This window comes from Marinobacter santoriniensis NKSG1, from assembly GCF_000347775.1.
Classification (GTDB): Bacteria; Pseudomonadota; Gammaproteobacteria; order Pseudomonadales; family Oleiphilaceae; genus Marinobacter; species Marinobacter santoriniensis.
This window is the reverse complement of sequence record NZ_APAT01000013.1, coordinates 1-18,062: the sequence shown is the minus strand read 5'-3', so window position 1 is coordinate 18,062 and position 18,062 is coordinate 1. Positions and strand designations below refer to the sequence as shown.

The following is an 18,062-nucleotide window of genomic DNA, read 5'->3' as shown; positions in this document are numbered from 1 at the left end:
GGAGGATCAACGCTTGCGCAGCAGCGTATCCACCTCCGCAAAGTTTCGGGCGACATGCCGGGCGGTTTCCGGCAGATCGCCGTCCCTCACCAGCCAGGCCGTTTTCATGCCGGCGCTCTCGGCCGCTTCCAGTTCTGCTTCCACATCGGAAAGAAACAGCACTGTGCCGGCCTCGACACCAAGCTCTCCCAGGATATTGCGGTACGACGCCGCGTCTTTCTTGCCGCCGATCCGGGTATCAAAATACCCGGAAAAGAACGGAGTGAAGTCGCCTTCGGTCGTAAAACCAAAAATCAGTTTCTGGGCCTTGACCGACCCCGAGGAATATACGAACAGCCTCAGGCCCCGATCATGCCAACGTTGAAGGTAGTCCGCTGCATCCGGATAGATGTGACCTTTCAGCTCACCCTCCTGATACCCCTGCTCCCAGACCATTCCCTGGAGCGCCTTGAGGGAAGTCTCTTTGCGGTCGTCCCGGATCCAGCCCGACAACGCGTCAATCAGGCCCTCCAGGTCGCTCCGGTCAACCCCGGAAACCCTGGCAACCTCATCAAGCTGCTCCGATACGGCGGGTTCATCGACGTGCTCGCGAATAAACCCCGGAAGGTGCCTGGTGGCGAACGGGAACAGCACATCGTGAACAAACGAAATCGAGCTGGTCGTTCCCTCGATGTCGGTCAGGATCACCCGGATCATCCGCCGGCCCCCGCAAGCGCCTCATAGCGCGGGAGATGGCTGGCGATATCCTCGCCGGTGAAGTCGGCCACCCAGCCCTCGGGGTTAGAAAACAGGCGAATACAGGTGAATGCGGGCTCCGGCCCCATGTCAAACCAGTGACGGGTGCCATCGGGCACACTGATGAGGTCGTTTTTCTCGCAAAGCACGGCGTAAATCTGATCACCAAGGTGGAGATAGAACAGGCCGTTACCACGGACGAAAAAGCGTACTTCGTCTTCGCTGTGCACATGTTCGTCCAGGAACTTTTGGCGCAGCTCCCCTTTTTTTGGGTTGTCCGGATTCAGGCTTATAACATCGGCGGTCTGGAAACCGGATTCCTCCTTGAGGCGAGCGATTTCATCACCGTAGGCCTCAAGAATGCTCTCGGGTGTTGCGTCTGCCGGCAGATCCCGGGTCGGCCACTGCTCAAAGCGGATACCCTGCTCCGCCAGCCTTTCGCGGATCTGCGCGGTATCCCGGGTAACGGTATGGGCACGATCCGGCTGGTTCTGGTCAAAAATGCTCAAGGTGGTCATGGGCGAACCCTCATGGTTTCAAGTTCACAATCAAAAAGAAATTCAAACGCTTCCACATGACGAAGGCAGTCCTCCATGGTTTTGCCCCAGGTATAGAGGCCGTGACCACGGATCAGATAACCGGGCTGGCCGGGGTGTTCACGGAACCAGCTCTTTGTCTCTTCGGCGAGCGCATCAATATCCTGGGTGTTCGCAAAAACAGGCACGGTCAGCACGGATTCATGGGTCTCTACGCCGGCGAACGCTTTTTGCAACTCGTAGCCCTCCAGTTCCAGTGAGTGCCCCGGAGCAATCAACCGACTCAGTACCGTCGCCTTCACGGAATGAGTATGCAGCACCGCCCCTACTTCCGGGAACAGTTGATACAACACGGTGTGTAGACGGGTTTCCGCAGAGGACCGGCTGTTGCTCTGTACCGCACCGCCATCAAGATCCACGACCATGATGTCTCCAGCAGACAACTGGCCCTTGTGACGGCCGGATACGGTGATCGCAATGTGCTGATCATCAATGCGTTCGGAGTAGTTACTGCTGGTTGCCGGGGACCAGCCACGCTGATAGAGGAAGCGACCGGCCTCGATAATGGAATCGGCGGCAACGGCGTATCGGATGACATCGAACACGGTGTTCTCCAGCAGGAATGGGCCGGGGAGCATCAACCTTCCCTGTCTTCCGCCCCCTGTTTGCGGCCATTATAGGCCGGCTTGAGCAGCCCGCAAATCATGTCTTGCGGCGATCAGGTCCGCCACGATAGAAATCGCGATTTCGGCCGGCGTCTTACTGGGAATATCAACCCCAATAGGCGCCCGGAGGCGGACCAGGCGATCATCCTCCAGGCCCAGGGATGCCAGGCGTTCCCGACGCGCATCGGAGGTCTTTCGGGAGCCCATTGCGCCCACGTAGAACGCCGATGAATGAAGCGCCGCCAGCAACCCCATATCGTCAATACGGGGATCGTGGGCAAGCGCGAGAATGCCGCACCATGGATCCTGGTAGGACTCGGCCACCAGATCGTCCGGCAAGCGCCGGCTCAGTGGAATGTGGGGGTAATTCCAACCATCCGCGAAGGTATCACGGGGTTCACACAGGGTGACCTCAAAGCCGGCAGCCGAGGCGAAGTCGGCGACATGCCGTGCGACCTCACCGGCACCAATCAGCAGCAAACGACATTCGGGCTGGAGCGTGTGGCGAACCACCAATCCATCGAATTCGACACCGTTGCGGGCCTTTGCATCCGCTGAACTCGCCTGCGCATTTCCGTGATCAACCCGCACCTCCCGGACGAGCGGCTTTCGATCCTCGAGGGAACGACAGACCTCGTCAATATGGGCGCCCGATCGTTCCGCCGTAAGCGGCTCCACCAGCAGGCGAATCCGCCCACCACAGGGTAACTGGAAATGATCGCGATCGTCGTCGGTTATACCGTACTCAACCACTTTGGGGCTGTCATCTTCATCATCCGAGGCGCGCCGCAGCAGATCTTCCTCCAGGCAACCTCCGGATACGGACCCCCGCCAGCGTCCCGACTCCGAAACCGCCAGCCAGGAACCGGCTGGGCGCGGCGATGACCCCCATGTCTCGATAATCGTGCACAACCACACCCGCTCTCCCTCCGCCAGCCAGTTGCGAACGGAGGCAAGAACAGATCTCTGGTCATTCATGGACATCAGGGGCGGCGCGGAGTCAGGCATCGGCTTTCAACGGCAGGGTTCGTTGGCGTTTGCCCGTCAGGGCAAAAAGCGCGTTACCAAGCGCGGGGATCACCGGCGGCACGCCCGGCTCACCCACACCAGTGGGCGCCGCCTGGCTATCAATAATATCCACCGCCACCTCGGGTTTGTCGTACTGGCGAAGCAGTTGATAGTTGTGGAAATTGCTTTGCTGCACTTCACCCTGCTCAAGGGTAATCTCGCCATAGAGCGCGGCGGTCAGGCCAAACAGGATCCCGCCCTCGATCTGATCCGAAACGATCCGCGGGTTGATGGCCTGTCCGCAGTCAACCGCGGCCGACACCCGATACACCCGAATCGCTCCATTCTCGATTCCGGCTTCCACAACCTGAGCCACATAGGTACCAAAACTTCGAACCACGGCAATGCCCCGCGCCCTGCCGTCGGGCAAGTCACCGCTCCAGTTACCGAGCCGGGCAACACGGTCCAGTACCGCCAGGTACCGCGGTTCCTGAGCCAGCATCCGGCGGCGGAAGCGATAGGGGTCCTCTCCGGCCTCGTGGGCCAGCTCATCCATGAACGTTTCCACGGCAAAGCCATTATGGGAATAGCCGACCGACCGCCAATAACTGATTGGCACGCCGGGATCGGTCTGGGTATGCCGGATATCGATATTAGCGACCTGGTAAGGGTATTCCACCGCGCCTTCGATGGCTGAGGTGTCCTTGGGGGTGGCAATGCCTTCGGCCCACACACCCACCGTACCCAGCGTGTCGTATAGAAATTTTGGTGTCCAGGGGAACTGGGCCGGCCCGGCGTTCCGGACGTACCAGTTCAGGATCTGCGGACCCACGATCTGATGGTGCCAGCCGGTCACATCACCCTGTTTCAGGCTCGCTTTCATTCGATGAAGCATCGCGGGGCGGTAGAGATCGTGTTGGGTATCCTCTTCGCGCGACCAGATCAGCTTGACCGGGCGATCGGTCCTGAACGCGATGGCGGCCACTTCTTCGATATAATCCTGGGTCAGTCGCCGACCAAAGCCGCCCCCAAGAAAGGTCGTGTTGACGGTGACATCCTCAGGTGACAGATCCGTCACCCTCGCCACCGCAATACGCGCCAGGTCGGGTCCTTGGGTGGCCGCCCAGACTTCCATCCGGGCACCCCGGTACCAGGCGGTTGCATTCATCGGTTCCAGGGTGGAGTGGGCAAGGTACGGCTGCTCATATTCCGCCTCGACCACCTTATCTGCCGACGCCTCGGCCTCGTCGTAATCGCCTTCACTTCGTTCGGACTCGCCCTCCTCGTCTTTCGCGGCCCTGGAATACGATTCGAAAACGTCTGCCGTGGAGAGCCCCAGAGCTTCACTGTAATCCCAGTCGACCTTCAAGGCAGCCTGTGCTTTGCGGGCACGCCAATACTTGTCAGCGACGACGGCAATCCCGCGGTCGATCTCGAAAACATCAAGAACACCGGGCATGGCCCTGACACTGTCGGCATTGAATTCCCGGGCCTTGCCGCCATAGCGGGGTGACCGGGTCACCACGGCATGCACCATCTCGGGCAGCTCCACATCGATGCCATAGATGGGTGCTCCGGTACTTTTCAACTCAGCGTCCAGCCGGTGGTTCTGTTTGCCGATGTATTTCCATTGATCCCGTGGTTTGAGCGCTACGTCGCCACGAATGACTTCTTTTGACGCCAGCTCCACGAGCTTGCCGTAGGGCATGGAATCAATGCCGTTGGGGTGCACAACCCGGCCTTCCCGGGTCGAGCAATTGATAGCCTCGACATTCCAGACCCGTGCCGCGGCCATAACCAGCATTTGCCGGGCAGAGGCCCCAGCGGTCCGTAACGGCTCCCAACTCGTGGCAACACTGGTACTGCCTCCGGTGAGCTGCAGGTTGTAGAGCGGATTGCGGTATTCATCGGCAACGGGGGCGAACCGCTGCTCGATCGTTTCTGGCCGCACGTCAAGTTCTTCGGCAATAAGGGTGGTCAGTCCCGTATAGGTTCCCTGCCCCATCTCGACGCGAGCCAAAGTAAAGAAGATTCTGTCGTCCCGGGTCAGCTCCAGCCAGGCATCCGGGCGCCATTGTCCGGTCTCTTCCTGATAGCCGGTTTGCAGGCCGGCACATCCGGGCAGGGAGAGCGACAGCAGGAGACTACCGGAAGCACCGGCACTGACTTTCAGGAACTCACGGCGATTCAGGCTCATATCAGGCGCCCTCCGTTTGCGTGGACGCACCGGACACAACAGACTCTACGGCCTCAATGATCCGGGTGTAGGTCCCACAACGGCACAGGTTGCCGGTCATGGCCGCTACGATTTCGTCCCGCGCCGGAGCCGGATTATTGGCAAGCAGATAAGCGGCACTCATGATCTGTCCGGACTGGCAATAGCCACACTGGGGCACTCCATGCTCAATCCAGGCCTTCTGGAGGGCATGCATCGTATCCCCGTCACCAAGCCCCTCGATGGTAACCACCTCGTCCCCGGCCACTGCGCTGACCGGAATCGAACAGGATCGCGTCGCTTCGCCGTTGATATGAACGGTACAGGCGCCGCAAAGCCCGACGCCGCAACCAAACTTGGTGCCCTTGAGCCCCAGTTCATCTCTCAACACCCACAACAAAGGAGTGTCGCCTTCTACATCGAGAGAATGGCGCACACCATTCACCATCAGACTCAGAGCCATCTTCTGTTCTCTCCCGGTTTCAATCGCCGTTGCCCGACGCTCGTTATTGTTATCCGACGCACACCCTGGTTACGGATGCCCTTTATTTGATGATTTCCTTTCCATCCTTGTTAACCCAGATCTTCCGCTCACCGGAATCCATCTGGCCGTTGCTGTCCCAGATCTCGCGATCCTTGGATGCATCTTCGAGTTTACCGTTGTCATTCCAGATAACCCGATCCTGACACCCGGCCAGAACGAGAACCGACATCAGCACCAAACTGAATTTTTTCACTGCCATACCTCCAGAAACGATCATTTAAAAAGAAAGTGGATGGATGTCTCTTAACGACTACCGTGAATCTCACGATTGTGCTGCTTGTCCCGTTCGCTTTTTCTCACCATGACATAAACGGCACCTGTGCCACCATGGTGTTTCTGGGCCGAATGAAAGGCGAGAACGTCATTGAGCTCGGGCAACCATTTGGCCAGATAGCTTTTCAGCTGGGCGATACCGTCGGGGTTCCTCTCCCCCTTACCGTGCAGGATGATCACCGAGCGGAGACCATATCGCACACAGTCGCCGATGAACCGATACACCTCCCGTCTCGCTTCCTCGACCGTCATGCGGTGAAGATCGAGCCGGGCCTCAATGGGGTACTGGCCGAGACGAAACTTCCGAAACACGCCGTGTTGAATGCCCGGTCGTTGCCAGCTCAGTATGTCATGGGCCGTCAATGGCTCAACCATGTCGGAGGTAAGAGGATTGGTATCCTTGAGCGGCGTTGCCACCGCAGCACGTTGCCGCTCGACATGCCCCGGCGTCAGCTCACGTGGCGTTGCCACGTCAGCCCGGTTCGCTTTTCGTATGCGCCTGACGTCCTTCATTTCTTCCAGAAAGGCCAGGCGCTCTTCTTTACTGGTCATGGATCATTTCGGATCTGATTTGATGGATGTCAGAACTTTACCACCGGGCCGGCCTACCATAAAGAAAGCCAGGCAGTGACCACTCGACTGCGACCAAAATCGTAAGGTTGCATCCGGTGCCCTGCACTACACTCAGACGGATAACAACAACGATCACATGGATCCAGACATGGCAGCAAACGTGGACAGTCAACGCCCCCAGAATACGCGCGCGATCATGGGTTTCCTTCGTGAGCACGCCCCCTTTTCGAGCATGGATGACACCCATCTCGCCCACTTTGCCGAACATGCGACGCTCCGCTTCTTCGCGGACGGAGATGTCGTGCTCTCGCCGGACGATGGCACGGTCAAACGATTTTACGTGGTCAAACAGGGACGGATTCGTGGGGAACGCCACAATGAGAAAGAGGACCGCACGGAAACCACCTTCGAAATCAGTCAGGGCGAGTGTTTTCCCCTGGCCGCACTGATCGGTGAGCGCCCCACCCGGACCCTTCACCGGGCTACCGGCGACACGTTCTGTCTGAGCATCGAGCAGGACGCGTTCATCACCCTGTTTTCGGAGAGCGACCCGTTCCGGGATTTCTGCCTCCGGGGCGTCAGCAGCCTTCTCGACCAGGTCAACCAGCGTATCCAGTCCAATGCCATGGCTTCCATCGGCTCCAGCAATTCGCTGGACACCCCTCTGGAGCGATACGCCCTGCGAAACCCCATTGTATGCTCGCCAGACCTTCCTGTGCGCAAGGCCGTTGCGCGCATGCACGAAAACAATGTCGGCAGCATTATCATCACCGACGACAACCGCCACCCGACCGGCATATTCACGCTTCGGGATCTGCGCACCATGATTGCCGAAGAGAAGGGGCCGCTGGACACGCCGATTCGGCAGGTCATGACTCCCGAACCGTGCCGCCTCTCCGCTCAATCCGATGCCTTCGAAGCAGCGATGCTGATGGCCGAACACCACTTTGCGCACCTGTGTGTCGTCGATGAGGATCAGCGCCTGATTGGCGTCGTCTCTGAGCGGGACCTGTTCTCGCTGCAACGGGTGGACCTGGTCAACCTGGCACGAACGATTGGCACCGCAACCCACTTACGTACGCTGGTCAGCCTCCGCTCCCAGGTCTCCCGGCTGGTGGATGCGATGCTGGCCCACGGTGCCGACTCCGGCCAGGTGGTAAAAATCATCACCACACTGAACGACGTGACCGTTCGGCGCGTGCTCGAGCTGAATATCAAGAAGAATGACCCGGGCATTCCCTTCACCTGGCTGACCTTCGGCTCCGAAGGTCGACAGGAACAGACCCTGTTGACCGACCAGGACAACGGTATTCTTTTCCGGACGCCCGAGGGCATGACCGAAGAACAGGTGCGCGAAAAACTTCTGCCCTTCGCACAGACCGTCAACCAGGAGCTTGCCGAGTGTGGCTTTACGTTATGCAAGGGCAATATCATGGCGAGCAACCCGAAACTCTGCCTGAGCGACCGGGAATGGGACGACTGGTTTATACGGTTCATTGATGCCTCGACACCCCAGAACCTGGTCTATTCATCCATCTTCCTGGATATGCGGGCCGTTTTCGGCCCCACCGAGCCCTTGCACGAACTGCTGGAAAAGGTGCTGACCCGAATTCGCAAGAACGCGCTTTTCCAGAAAATGCTTGCCGGTAACGCGTTCCAGCGGAAACCCCCGCTGACCATGTTCCGGAATTTCCGCTACGTTAACGACGGTAAAAAGCATGCCCTGGACCTCAAGCGACAGGGTCTCGCCCCATTCGTCGAGTCGGTGCGCGTGTTTGCCCTGGCGAACGGTGTCGAAACCGCCAATACCCTGGAACGCATGGAGGAACTCGCCCGCAAAGGGGTTTTCGATCCCAAGGATGCCAACGCCTGGAAAGAAGCCTACAGCCTCATTCAGGCCATCCGCATGCGCGCACACCAGGAGATGCTGGATCGGGGCGAGGAGTTGACGAACTACATCGATCCGGACGACCTCAACCCGCTGGACCGCCGCATTCTCCGGGAATCGTTCCGACAGGCCCAGCGTCTCCAGCAGAAGCTGGAAGTCACCTATCAACTGTGAGTTGTCCCAAGCATGCTCGAATACATCAGACACTGGCTTGAAAAACGACGGGGCCTGAAGGATGGCAACTGGGACAACCTGCCCTCCCCCAAGACCGTGGGCGACCAGCTGCTCTCGGAGATCCGCCTGATCGTTCTCGACCTTGAAACCACCGGACTCAACCCGGGACAGGATGAGGTGATCGCCATCGGTGCCGTTGCTATCACCGGAGGGGTCATCCACCTCGACGACCAGTTCGACCTGATCCTGAGACGGCCGGATCTGGATATCAGCGAAACCGTCCTCATCCACGGCATTGGCCCGGAAGCCCTTACCCAGGGCCACGAAACCGAGGATGCGCTTCTGTACCTGCTGGACTGGATGAATGGCGACCCGGTCCTCGCCTACCACTCTGCCTTTGACCAGAAATTCCTGGAAAAGACCCTCAAGCAACAACTGGGCTATGTCCGGAGCCATGTCTGGATCGATGTGGCCGACCTGTTACCGGCGTTTTTCCCCAATGCTCAGACCGGCGGCAAGGGGCTGGACCACTGGGCGGATTTCTTTGGCCTGGAGGTCAGCGAACGGCACCATGCCGCGGCAGATGCATTAGCGACAGCCGAACTGACATTGGTGGCTCTGAATCGAGCCGGAAAGGATGGCGTGAAAACCCTCAAAGCACTCAGCGACAAACTTCGATATCACAGGCAACTTCAAAACATGAAACGCTTTTGAGCCCCGTGGAGCGTTGCCCCGGAAAACACCGATTTCTGTCCCAAATTACTGAGAATTAGACCTTTTGCCAATATCTATAAATTAGTTGCCAAGTAAAGTCGGTAAAGACAACAGTCGGAGAAATACTTATATGAATAATAAATTCTCTATCCGAAAGGTCTCACCAAAAATCCACCCAACCTCCACAACAACAACACAGGAGTGAGTTATGTCAGGTCATAGCTACGACGCTGAAAAGTACTGGAAGGCGAACCTCCGTCTGATATTCGGGAGCCTGATTGTCTGGGCCCTGGTGTCTTACGGTTTCGCGATTCTTCTTCGCCCGATGCTGGCCGGTATCGCCGTTGGCGGAACCGACCTCGGGTTCTGGTTTGCCCAGCAGGGCTCGATTCTTACCTTCATCGGTCTGATCTTCTTCTATGCATGGCGCATGAACAAGATCGACGAACAATTCGGCGTGCACGAGGAGTAAGATCGAATGAGCCAATTTGCAATCAACCTCATATTCGTCGGGGGCTCGTTCCTCCTCTACATCGGCATCGCCATCTGGGCCAAAGCGGGAAGCACCAAAGACTTCTACGTGGCCGGTGGCGGCGTTCACCCCATCACCAACGGCGCAGCCATTGGTGCGGACTGGATGTCAGCGGCATCCTTCATCTCCATGGCGGGCCTGATTGCCGCCGGCGGCTACTCCGCCTCGACCTTCCTGATGGGCTGGACCGGCGGCTACGTGCTGCTCGCCATGCTGCTGGCCCCCTACCTCCGCAAGTTCGGTAAATTTACCGTTCCGGAGTTCATCGGGGACCGCTTCTACAGCAAGAACGCTCGTCTGGTAGCCGTTATCTGTCTGATCGTCGCGTCAGTGACCTACGTTATCGGCCAGATGGCGGGCGCCGGTGTTGCCTTCTCCCGCTTCCTGGAAGTTGACTCCACCATGGGCCTGATGATCGCTGCGGTCGTGGTATTCGTATACGCGGTTCTCGGTGGCATGAAGGGGATCACCTACACCCAGGTGGCCCAGTATTGCGTGCTGATTGTGGCTTACACCATCCCGGCCGTATTCATCTCCATGCAGCTCACTGGCAACCCGATTCCGGGTCTGGGCCTGTTCTCCACCCACGTGGATTCCGGCATGCCGCTGCTGACCAAGCTGAACCAGGTCATCACCGATCTCGGCTTCAACTCCTACACAGCGGACGTGGACAATAAACTGAACATGGTTCTGTTCACGCTGACCCTGATGATCGGTACCGCCGGTCTGCCACACGTTATCATTCGCTTCTTCACCGTTCCCAAGGTTGCCGACGCACGCTGGTCCGCTGGCTGGGCTCTGGTCTTCATTGCCCTGCTGTACCTGACTGCACCGGCCGTTGCTTCCATGGCTCGTCTGAACCTGATGACCACCATTTACCCCGACGGCACCCAGTCCGCCCCGATCCAATACGACGATCGTCCGAACTGGGTCAAGGAGTGGGAAATCACCGGTCTGATCAAGTTCACCGACAAGAACGGAGATGGCCGGATCCAGCTGTACAACGACACCCCCGCGTTCCAGGACCAGGCTGAGGCCCGTGGCTGGAAAGGTAATGAGCTGGTGGTTAACCGGGACATTCTGGTACTGGCCAACCCCGAAATCGCCAACCTCCCCGGCTGGGTTATCGGTCTGATTGCAGCCGGTGGTCTGGCGGCGGCGCTGTCCACGGCGGCAGGGCTGTTGCTGGCGATATCCTCTGCGGTGAGTCACGACCTTATCAAGGGTTCCATCAACCCGGATATCTCGGAGAAAGGCGAATTGATGGCAGCGCGGATTTCCATGGCCGTTGCTATCGTCCTAGCCACCTATCTGGGCGCCAACCCACCGGGCTTTGCGGCCCAGGTTGTGGCACTGGCCTTCGGTATCGCAGCAGCGTCGCTGTTCCCGGTACTGATGATGGGTATCTTCTCCAAGCGCATCAACAACAAGGGTGCGGTTGCGGGTATGCTGACCGGTCTGGCCTTCACGCTGTGCTATATCTTCGTGTACAAAGGCTGGCTGTTCATTCCGGGTACCAACAACCTGCCGGATAACGCAGCGAACTGGGTACTGGGCATCTCCCCGCTGTCCATCGGTGCGATTGGTGCCGTCATCAACTTTGCGGTAGCCTTCCTGGTATCCAACGCAACTGAAGAACCGCCCGTTGAGATTCAGGAACTGGTTGAAAGCGTCCGTTACCCGCGTGGTTCCGGTCAGGCTCAAGACCACTAAGCTACATCTCAGCCTGATTCAGTCTCTGAATTGACAGGTTGATACTGAACGGGCTTCCTCTCCGAGGGAGCCCGTTCTTTTTTGAGGAAGTGTATTTATGTTCTGGAACCTTATTGCCACTGTTTTCTGTGGCCTCGGCGCTGCCGGTATTGCCCTGGGCATTCGTGCGGCGACCCGAAACAAAGCCCCTCGCTGGCTGATTCCGGTTTTCGCCGGAGTGGGCATGCTCGCCTATCTGATACACGGTGAGTACACCTGGTACGACCACAAAAAAGAACTCCTCCCGGACGAGGCCGTCATCGTGGATACCGAAAACGACGGAATCCTCTGGCGTCCCTGGACCTTTGTATTTCCTTACGTCACCGCCTTTTCAACGGTCGATCTCAAAAGTATCAGCCGGGATACCGATAATCCTGACATCGTGCGGTTTACACTTTATCGTTTTGAACAGAAGGTTACCGATGCGGTGTCCCACCGCGTTCACCTGTTGAACTGTGCGACGGACGAACTGGTTCCGCTGGGGTCGAATGGATCGCCGCGGATCGACAACATGAAAGTGCTGGATCAAACCGATCCCCTGTTGACGACGGTCTGTTCCCATTAATCAAAAACCAAGAAAAACCATCGGGATCAAGAAGAACGGTCACTTATGATTAGCGCCTGGCTACTGGTAGCCATCTCAATTACCTACATTTCCATTCTGTTTGTCATCGCCTGGGCCGGTGACAAACATCCGGGACTGTATCGGCGCCGGCTGGCCCGAACCCACATCTACGCGCTTTCACTGGCCGTTTACTTCACTTCCTGGACCTTCTATGGCGCCGTAGGGCGTGCCACACAGGAAGGCCTGGGTTTTCTGCCCATCTATCTCGGGCCCCTTCTGGTCTTTATTTTCGGCGCGCCCTTGCTGCGTCGGATCATCTACATCAGCAAGCGAAATAACAGCACCTCCATCGCGGATTTCATCGCCTCGCGATATGGCAAATCCCAGGTCCTGGCAGCCATGATCGCAACCTTTGCGCTGATCGGCAGCGTGCCCTACATCGCGTTGCAGCTCAAAGCAATCTCCATGGGCTTCAATGTCCTGTCCGATCGCGGCAGCGGTTATGGAGAGCTGAGCTCGGCGGCCTGGAACGACTCTGCCTGGTATATCACGCTGGCGTTGGCGGTATTCACGGTCCTTTTCGGCACACGCCATCTCGAATCCACGGAACACCATCGAGGCATGATACAGGCGGTCGCCTTTGAATCCCTCATCAAGCTTGTGGCCTTCGTGGCCGTCGGTTTGTTCGTGGGTTATGGACTTTTCAATGGATTCGGAGATCTCTTCGAGCAGGCACGCAACGCCGAACTCACCGGCATCCTGACCACCGAACAGCTTGGTACAACGGCCTTTATCACCCAGACGCTGGTCGCCATGCTGGCGATCATCTGCCTGCCCCGGCAGTTCCATGTGATGGTCGTTGAAAATACCGACCACAGGGATTTCGAGGTGGCCCGGTGGGCTATGCCCATTTACCTGGTGGTTGCCAGTGCTTTCGTCATCCCGATTGCGGCCGCCGGCCTGCTCTATCCAGAGTCCATGAACGGCAACCCGGACATTCTGATCCTGCAGCTACCGATCATGGCGGGGAAAGAGTGGCTGGCCGTTCTCGCCTTTCTGGGCGGCGGATCTGCTGCCGCTGCCATGGTTATCGTCTGTTCGGTAGCCATCGCAACCATGGTGAGCAACGAGATTATCATGCCAGCGTTGCTCAAATTCTTCCGTCCCGGCATGAACCGCCGGAGCGATCTGAGTTATCTGTTGCTGAGCATTCGACGGGTCGCCATTTTCGTGGTTCTGCTTACCGCATACGGTTTCTACCGCATGGCCGGAGAGGATTACAGTCTGACGGCATTCGGCCTGCTTTCCTTTGCGGCGGCGGCACAATTCGGGCCGGCACTGGTCGGCGGTATCGTCTGGCGACAGGGCAACTTCACAGGTGCAGCCTGGGGACTGGCACTGGGCTTTCTCATGTGGTGCTACACCCTCCTCCTGCCTGCCCTTGCCTCCACGGGCTGGGTCGCAGACAACCTGATCAACCATGGACTATGGGGGCTTTCGTGGACCCGACCGACCGCGCTCTTCGGCTCGGACCTGGACCAGACCAGTCACGGCATTATCTGGAGTCTGGGCATCAACACCGTGACCTACATTGTCCTGTCCATGCTGACCCGTCAGCGGGTTCGGGAAAAGATCCAGATAGCCTCCTTTTTCCATGATCCCCAGCCGCGGCCGGAAACCCCCCACCACCAAAGCTGGCAGGGGGAAGTTCTTACCTCGGACCTGCAGGCGCTGACGGACCGATTCATGGGGGAAGAGCGTTCGGAGACAATTTTCCGCAATTACGAACGCCGAAATGCCATCCGCCTGCATCCACAACGCCCCGCATCGACGCACTTGATGAAATACATCGAGCGACAACTCGCGTCGGTCATCGGTGCATCAACGGCTCGCGTCGTGCTCGAATCAACACTGACCGGTCGGGACATGCAGATCGAGGATGTGGTCAGCATCGTCGACGAAGCCTCACAGGCAATGACGTTCAGCCGGGAATTGCTGCAGTCTGCGATCGAGAACATCAGCCTGGGCGTCTCAGTGGTAAACCACCAGCAGCAGCTCGTGGTCTGGAACCATCGTTACCTGGAACTGTTCAACTATCCCAAGGGGTTCGTACGTGTCGGCCGTCCCATTGAAGAGCTGATGCGGTACAACCTGACCAATGCCAACCTCTCGGCCCGGCGTATCGACGATATCATTACCGACCGTTGCGACAGCATGAGACTGGGCAAGCCCATGTCCTATGAACGCCAGCGTCCCGACGGCACCGTTGTGAGGATCGACGGTAGCCCGATCCCAGGCGGCGGCTATGTCACCACGTTCCAGGACATCACGGCGATGCGGCGGACTGAGCAGGCGCTCAAGGAGACCAATATTTACCTGGAGCAGCGGGTCAAGGAGCGAACCCAGGAATTGCAGGTCATCAACGAGCAGATGCTCAAGGCCAAATCGGTTGCGGAACAGGCAAACCAGAGTAAAACCCGGTTCCTGGCCTCTGCCAGTCACGACCTCCTGCAGCCGCTCAATGCCGCCCGACTGTTCACATCCGCCCTGGCCGGAAAAGCCGAGGATGGCGAGATGAAAGAGCTCGTGGACCATATCGACAGCTCTCTCGGTGCCGCAGAAGAAATCATCAGCACGCTCCTGGATATCTCGAAACTGGATGCCGGCGCACTGGAGCCGAACATCGGCGTCTTTCCGGTTGACGATCTTCTGAAGCACCTGGCCACCGATTTTACTGCCATCGCCAAGGAGCAGGGTCTTGAACTTCATGTCGTGCCCAGCACTGCCTGGGTGCGGTCCGATTCGAAGCTGCTTCGGCGGGTTGTGCAGAACTTCCTGTCCAACGCGATCCGATATACCCCCAGTGGCAAGATTCTTCTCGGATGTCGACGGCTCAAGGGATATATCAGAATTGAAGTATGGGACACCGGCCCCGGGATTCCCGAAGACCAGCTGGCCCACATTTTTGAAGAGTTCCGCCGCTTTCAGCAGGGTCGGGACAAGAAGGGCCTGGGACTCGGGCTTGCGATTGTTGACCGCATCAGTGGCATGTTGAACCACCCGGTCTCTGTACACTCGTCGCAGGGTCGGGGCAGCGTCTTCGGAATTACGGTTCCTGTCGCACCGCCGGAACAGGATCGCCCGAACGTCGCTGCCCCAACGGCGGCCTCTCGCCGGGTATCCAGTCTGGGCGGCCTGCATGTGCTCTGTATCGATAACGATCCCACGATTCTTCAGGGTATGGTCGCACTGTTGAGCAACTGGCAATGTGAGATAACCGCCGCCGAGAGCCTGGAAGATGCGTTGGAACAGCTTGCAGGCGGTCGCCCGGATATCATACTGGCGGATTATCAGCTGGACGATAACAAAAATGGTCTGGACGCGATGGACAACCTGAGAGCCAATATAAGCGACGACATTCCCGGCATCCTGATCACGGGTTATATGGGGCCGGAAGTTCGCGAGGACGCCATCCAGCGTGGCTATCAAGTCCTGTATAAACCGGTCAAACCCGCCGCCCTGCGGGCACTGGTCAATAAACTTCTGAAGCAGACACGCTCATGACTGACTCACCGTCGCCTGGAATCAACCGGTTCGGAAAGCTGAGCTTTCTGATCGTGGATGACTTCGAAAACTTCCGATTGTCCATGCGCCAGATGCTGAGAAGTTGCGGGGCCGATAAGATCGAGCTGGTTGCCCACGCAACCCAGGCCATCCAGTATTGCGCGTACAACCACGTGGACGTCGTGCTGTGCGACTACAATCTCGGCGAAGGAAAAAACGGACAGCATGTTTTGGAAGAGTTACGGCACAAGAAACTGCTGAAACGCTCTTCCCTGTTTTTGATGGTTACCGCGGAAACGTCCAAAGAGATGGTCATGGGCGCACGCGAGTATCAACCGGATGGCTATCTCACCAAGCCCATCAACCGTGCCATGCTCGAAAAGCGGCTCAGCGCCCTGATCGATCAGCGCAACGCATTGCTGCCCATCAATCGCGAGATCGACCGGGAGAACTATCCCGAAGCGATCTCCCAGTGCCTTCAGGCCCTGCCTCGCCAGCCGCGCTACAAGACCTGGCTGATGAAAACTCTCGGTGACCTTTACTTCCAGTTAGGGGATCTGGCGCATGCGCTGAAAACCTATGATGACGTTCTGGCCCAGCGTGAGCTCTCCTGGGCACGGCTTGGTCGTTGTCGTGTCCTGTTGGCAAATCGCAACTACGACGAGGCGGTGGATGCCCTCAGACAACTGATCGAAAAACATCCCGACTACATGGAAGCATACGACCTCCTGGCGGAGGGCCTGGAAAAACAGGGGCGGCCCGCCCGGGCCCAGAAAGTGCTCGAGCAGGCTGCAGAGCATTCACCCAATGCCATGCTACGCCAGCGGCACCTGGCAGAACTGGCCGGAGCAAATCAGGATATAGCGATCGCATCGGAAGCCTGGCGCCAGACTGTGGCCCTCGGCACGCATTCGATCCACGACAACAGCCGACATTACCTGTCACTCGCCCATACGCTGTCAGAGCTCAGTGAAGGCGAAACGGGTGAAGAAGCCGCCGCCCAGGCGAACGAAGCTCTGGCGGTCCTGTCTCGCATGGAAAAGCGTTTCGAAGAGGACGGACTCCAGCTCAGGAGTGACATCGTGAAATGCCGCGTTCACGCCGGCCAGAATCGAACGAAGGAGGCAGAGGCGCTACTGGATTCCATCCGGAATCAGGTGGACAGTCAGGACCACCTTTCCGCGGACCTTGGAATTGACTACGCCCGTACTCTGTTTCGTTTGGGGCACGATGACGAAGCAAAAGCACTGCTGGGCAAACTCGCCGAGGATTACGCCGACGAACCTGAAATCCTGCAACAAATCGAGAACCTGCTGGATGAACCCGTCGGATTCCGTCAGAAGCTCAAAGCGCGCACCCTGAACCGAGATGGTATCAAGGCATTCGAATCCGGCGACCTCACGGCCGCTGCCGCGGCGTTTCAAGAAGCCCTCGCCATTGTGCCAGACCACGCCGCGCTGAATCTGAACCTGATCCAGGTACTCATGAAAGAATCCGAGAAGACGACCGAGCGCGCAAAGCTGATCGAACAGTGCCTTGCCTGCCTGGATCGGTTGGAGGGCCTGCCGGAACAGCACCGCCAATACCGCCGGTACATCGCACTGAAAAAGAAACTGGAAGGACTGCAGTCATGAGCGACCAGAACATCGATTTTTCCATGGTTATCGCGTCTGCGGTCCATGACATGAAAAACTCCCTGGGAATGCTTCTGAACTCGCTCGATGAGCTTCGTACGGAGCATCAGAGTACCCTGGGCGGCTCACCGAGGTTCAATACGCTTCAATACGAGGCGGAGCGGATGCATAACGATCTCGTCCAGCTCCTGGGGATCTACAGACTGGGTGAAAACAACCTCTCCGCACACATAGAGGAGCATTTCGTACCGGATTTCCTCGCCGAACACCTTGCCCGGCACACCCCCCTGCTGGAGGGGCTTGGAATCAGCTGTTCTATCGAGGCTGATGACATCAACGGCTTTTTTGACGATGACCTGCTCACCGGCGTTCTGAACAATACCCTCAATAACGCCATCCGCTACACGAAAAGCACCATCCGTCTGACTGCTCGTCAGGAAGACGGTTACCTCGTGATCGGCGTAGAGGATGACGGAGAGGGCTATCCCGACAACATGCAGCACTCAGGTACGTTGAATTTCAAATCCCTCGATTTCAACAGCGGGAGCACCAGTCTCGGCCTTTTCTTTGCTTCCTCGGTTGCCCGTCTGCACGCCGAGGGAAACCGATCGGGATCCATAAGACTGCACAACGGCGGCACTCTGGGCGGCGGTGTATTCGAAATCTGGCTGCCCTGAAGCAGCCGATTTA

General features: G+C 57.9%; 16 protein-coding genes. 8 read left to right on the top strand and 8 right to left on the bottom strand.

Features of this window, described 5'->3' with window-relative positions; all coding sequences use genetic code 11:
* Positions 1 to 6: 6 nt before the first annotated feature.
* The 8 genes from mtnC to smrA form a co-directional block, all read right to left on the bottom strand.
* Positions 7 to 696, bottom strand: coding sequence for an acireductone synthase (mtnC, locus tag MSNKSG1_RS03905; protein WP_008937941.1), 690 nt, complete (start codon positions 694 to 696; stop codon positions 7 to 9).
* On the bottom strand, positions 693 to 1,253 hold the full coding sequence (locus tag MSNKSG1_RS03900; protein WP_008937940.1) for a 1,2-dihydroxy-3-keto-5-methylthiopentene dioxygenase: 561 nt from the start codon (positions 1,251 to 1,253) through the stop codon (positions 693 to 695). The genes mtnC and MSNKSG1_RS03900 overlap by 4 nt, the downstream gene beginning before the upstream one ends.
* Positions 1,250 to 1,876 carry a methylthioribulose 1-phosphate dehydratase gene (locus MSNKSG1_RS03895; RefSeq protein WP_040886663.1) on the bottom strand — a complete coding sequence of 209 codons (627 nt, stop codon included), beginning with the start codon at positions 1,874 to 1,876 and terminating at the stop codon, positions 1,250 to 1,252. The genes MSNKSG1_RS03900 and MSNKSG1_RS03895 overlap by 4 nt, the downstream gene beginning before the upstream one ends.
* A gap of 69 nt (positions 1,877 to 1,945) precedes the next feature.
* The gene (locus tag MSNKSG1_RS03890) at positions 1,946 to 2,944 is read right to left on the bottom strand and encodes an XdhC family protein (RefSeq protein WP_008937938.1); all 999 of its coding nucleotides are present in this window, start codon (positions 2,942 to 2,944) and stop codon (positions 1,946 to 1,948) included.
* Positions 2,937 to 5,141, bottom strand: a complete 2,205-nt coding sequence (locus tag MSNKSG1_RS03885) for a xanthine dehydrogenase family protein molybdopterin-binding subunit (RefSeq protein WP_008937937.1) — start codon at positions 5,139 to 5,141, stop codon at positions 2,937 to 2,939. The genes MSNKSG1_RS03890 and MSNKSG1_RS03885 overlap by 8 nt, the downstream gene beginning before the upstream one ends.
* Before the next feature lies 1 nt (position 5,142).
* On the bottom strand, positions 5,143 to 5,622 hold the full coding sequence (locus tag MSNKSG1_RS03880) for a (2Fe-2S)-binding protein (RefSeq protein WP_008937936.1): 480 nt from the start codon (positions 5,620 to 5,622) through the stop codon (positions 5,143 to 5,145).
* Positions 5,623 to 5,704: 82 nt separating this feature from the next.
* Positions 5,705 to 5,902 carry a hypothetical protein gene (locus tag MSNKSG1_RS03875; protein ID WP_008937935.1) on the bottom strand — a complete coding sequence of 66 codons (198 nt, stop codon included), beginning with the start codon at positions 5,900 to 5,902 and terminating at the stop codon, positions 5,705 to 5,707.
* A gap of 44 nt (positions 5,903 to 5,946) precedes the next feature.
* A complete protein-coding gene (gene smrA / locus MSNKSG1_RS03870; RefSeq protein WP_008937934.1) occupies positions 5,947 to 6,528 on the bottom strand; it encodes a DNA endonuclease SmrA in 582 nt (193 codons plus the stop codon).
* A gap of 169 nt (positions 6,529 to 6,697) precedes the next feature.
* Between smrA and MSNKSG1_RS03865 the strand changes: the two genes are divergently transcribed.
* The 8 genes from MSNKSG1_RS03865 (at position 6,698) to MSNKSG1_RS03830 (ending at position 18,049) form a co-directional block, all read left to right on the top strand.
* Positions 6,698 to 8,611: a putative nucleotidyltransferase substrate binding domain-containing protein gene (locus tag MSNKSG1_RS03865; protein ID WP_040886627.1), complete on the top strand. Its 1,914-nt coding sequence runs from the start codon at positions 6,698 to 6,700 to the stop codon at positions 8,609 to 8,611.
* A 12-nt stretch (positions 8,612 to 8,623) separates the two neighbouring features.
* Complete coding sequence (locus MSNKSG1_RS03860; protein ID WP_008937932.1) at positions 8,624 to 9,325, top strand: 3'-5' exonuclease; 702 nt, start codon at positions 8,624 to 8,626, stop codon at positions 9,323 to 9,325.
* A gap of 208 nt (positions 9,326 to 9,533) precedes the next feature.
* Positions 9,534 to 9,797 (top strand): DUF4212 domain-containing protein, encoded by a 264-nt coding sequence (locus MSNKSG1_RS03855; RefSeq protein WP_008937931.1) that lies wholly within the window; start codon positions 9,534 to 9,536, stop codon positions 9,795 to 9,797.
* Positions 9,798 to 9,803: 6 nt separating this feature from the next.
* On the top strand, positions 9,804 to 11,570 hold the full coding sequence (locus MSNKSG1_RS03850; protein ID WP_008937930.1) for a sodium:solute symporter family protein: 1,767 nt from the start codon (positions 9,804 to 9,806) through the stop codon (positions 11,568 to 11,570).
* A gap of 97 nt (positions 11,571 to 11,667) precedes the next feature.
* Entirely contained in the window at positions 11,668 to 12,174 is a 507-nt protein-coding gene (locus MSNKSG1_RS03845) for a hypothetical protein (protein ID WP_008937929.1), read from the top strand.
* Positions 12,175 to 12,219: 45 nt separating this feature from the next.
* On the top strand, positions 12,220 to 15,738 hold the full coding sequence (locus tag MSNKSG1_RS03840) for a hybrid sensor histidine kinase/response regulator (protein WP_008937928.1): 3,519 nt from the start codon (positions 12,220 to 12,222) through the stop codon (positions 15,736 to 15,738).
* Positions 15,735 to 17,372, top strand: a complete 1,638-nt coding sequence (locus MSNKSG1_RS03835) for a tetratricopeptide repeat protein (protein WP_008937927.1) — start codon at positions 15,735 to 15,737, stop codon at positions 17,370 to 17,372. The genes MSNKSG1_RS03840 and MSNKSG1_RS03835 overlap by 4 nt, the downstream gene beginning before the upstream one ends.
* Positions 17,369 to 18,049: a sensor histidine kinase gene (locus MSNKSG1_RS03830; protein ID WP_008937926.1), complete on the top strand. Its 681-nt coding sequence runs from the start codon at positions 17,369 to 17,371 to the stop codon at positions 18,047 to 18,049. Before MSNKSG1_RS03835 ends, MSNKSG1_RS03830 begins: the two co-directional genes overlap by 4 nt.
* Positions 18,050 to 18,062 lie beyond the last annotated feature (13 nt).

Coding starts and splice junctions, on each gene's coding strand:
- mtnC (WP_008937941.1), bottom strand. CDS start 696: ATGATCCGGGTGATCCTGACCGACATCGAGGGAACGACCAGCTCGATT.
- MSNKSG1_RS03900 (WP_008937940.1), bottom strand. CDS start 1,253: ATGACCACCTTGAGCATTTTTGACCAGAACCAGCCGGATCGTGCCCAT.
- MSNKSG1_RS03890 (WP_008937938.1), bottom strand. CDS start 2,944: ATGCCTGACTCCGCGCCGCCCCTGATGTCCATGAATGACCAGAGATCT.
- MSNKSG1_RS03885 (WP_008937937.1), bottom strand. CDS start 5,141: ATGAGCCTGAATCGCCGTGAGTTCCTGAAAGTCAGTGCCGGTGCTTCC.
- MSNKSG1_RS03880 (WP_008937936.1), bottom strand. CDS start 5,622: ATGGCTCTGAGTCTGATGGTGAATGGTGTGCGCCATTCTCTCGATGTA.
- MSNKSG1_RS03875 (WP_008937935.1), bottom strand. CDS start 5,902: ATGGCAGTGAAAAAATTCAGTTTGGTGCTGATGTCGGTTCTCGTTCTG.
- smrA (WP_008937934.1), bottom strand. CDS start 6,528: ATGACCAGTAAAGAAGAGCGCCTGGCCTTTCTGGAAGAAATGAAGGAC.
- MSNKSG1_RS03865 (WP_040886627.1), top strand. CDS start 6,698: ATGGCAGCAAACGTGGACAGTCAACGCCCCCAGAATACGCGCGCGATC.
- MSNKSG1_RS03860 (WP_008937932.1), top strand. CDS start 8,624: ATGCTCGAATACATCAGACACTGGCTTGAAAAACGACGGGGCCTGAAG.
- MSNKSG1_RS03855 (WP_008937931.1), top strand. CDS start 9,534: ATGTCAGGTCATAGCTACGACGCTGAAAAGTACTGGAAGGCGAACCTC.
- MSNKSG1_RS03850 (WP_008937930.1), top strand. CDS start 9,804: ATGAGCCAATTTGCAATCAACCTCATATTCGTCGGGGGCTCGTTCCTC.
- MSNKSG1_RS03845 (WP_008937929.1), top strand. CDS start 11,668: ATGTTCTGGAACCTTATTGCCACTGTTTTCTGTGGCCTCGGCGCTGCC.
- MSNKSG1_RS03840 (WP_008937928.1), top strand. CDS start 12,220: ATGATTAGCGCCTGGCTACTGGTAGCCATCTCAATTACCTACATTTCC.
- MSNKSG1_RS03835 (WP_008937927.1), top strand. CDS start 15,735: ATGACTGACTCACCGTCGCCTGGAATCAACCGGTTCGGAAAGCTGAGC.
- MSNKSG1_RS03830 (WP_008937926.1), top strand. CDS start 17,369: ATGAGCGACCAGAACATCGATTTTTCCATGGTTATCGCGTCTGCGGTC.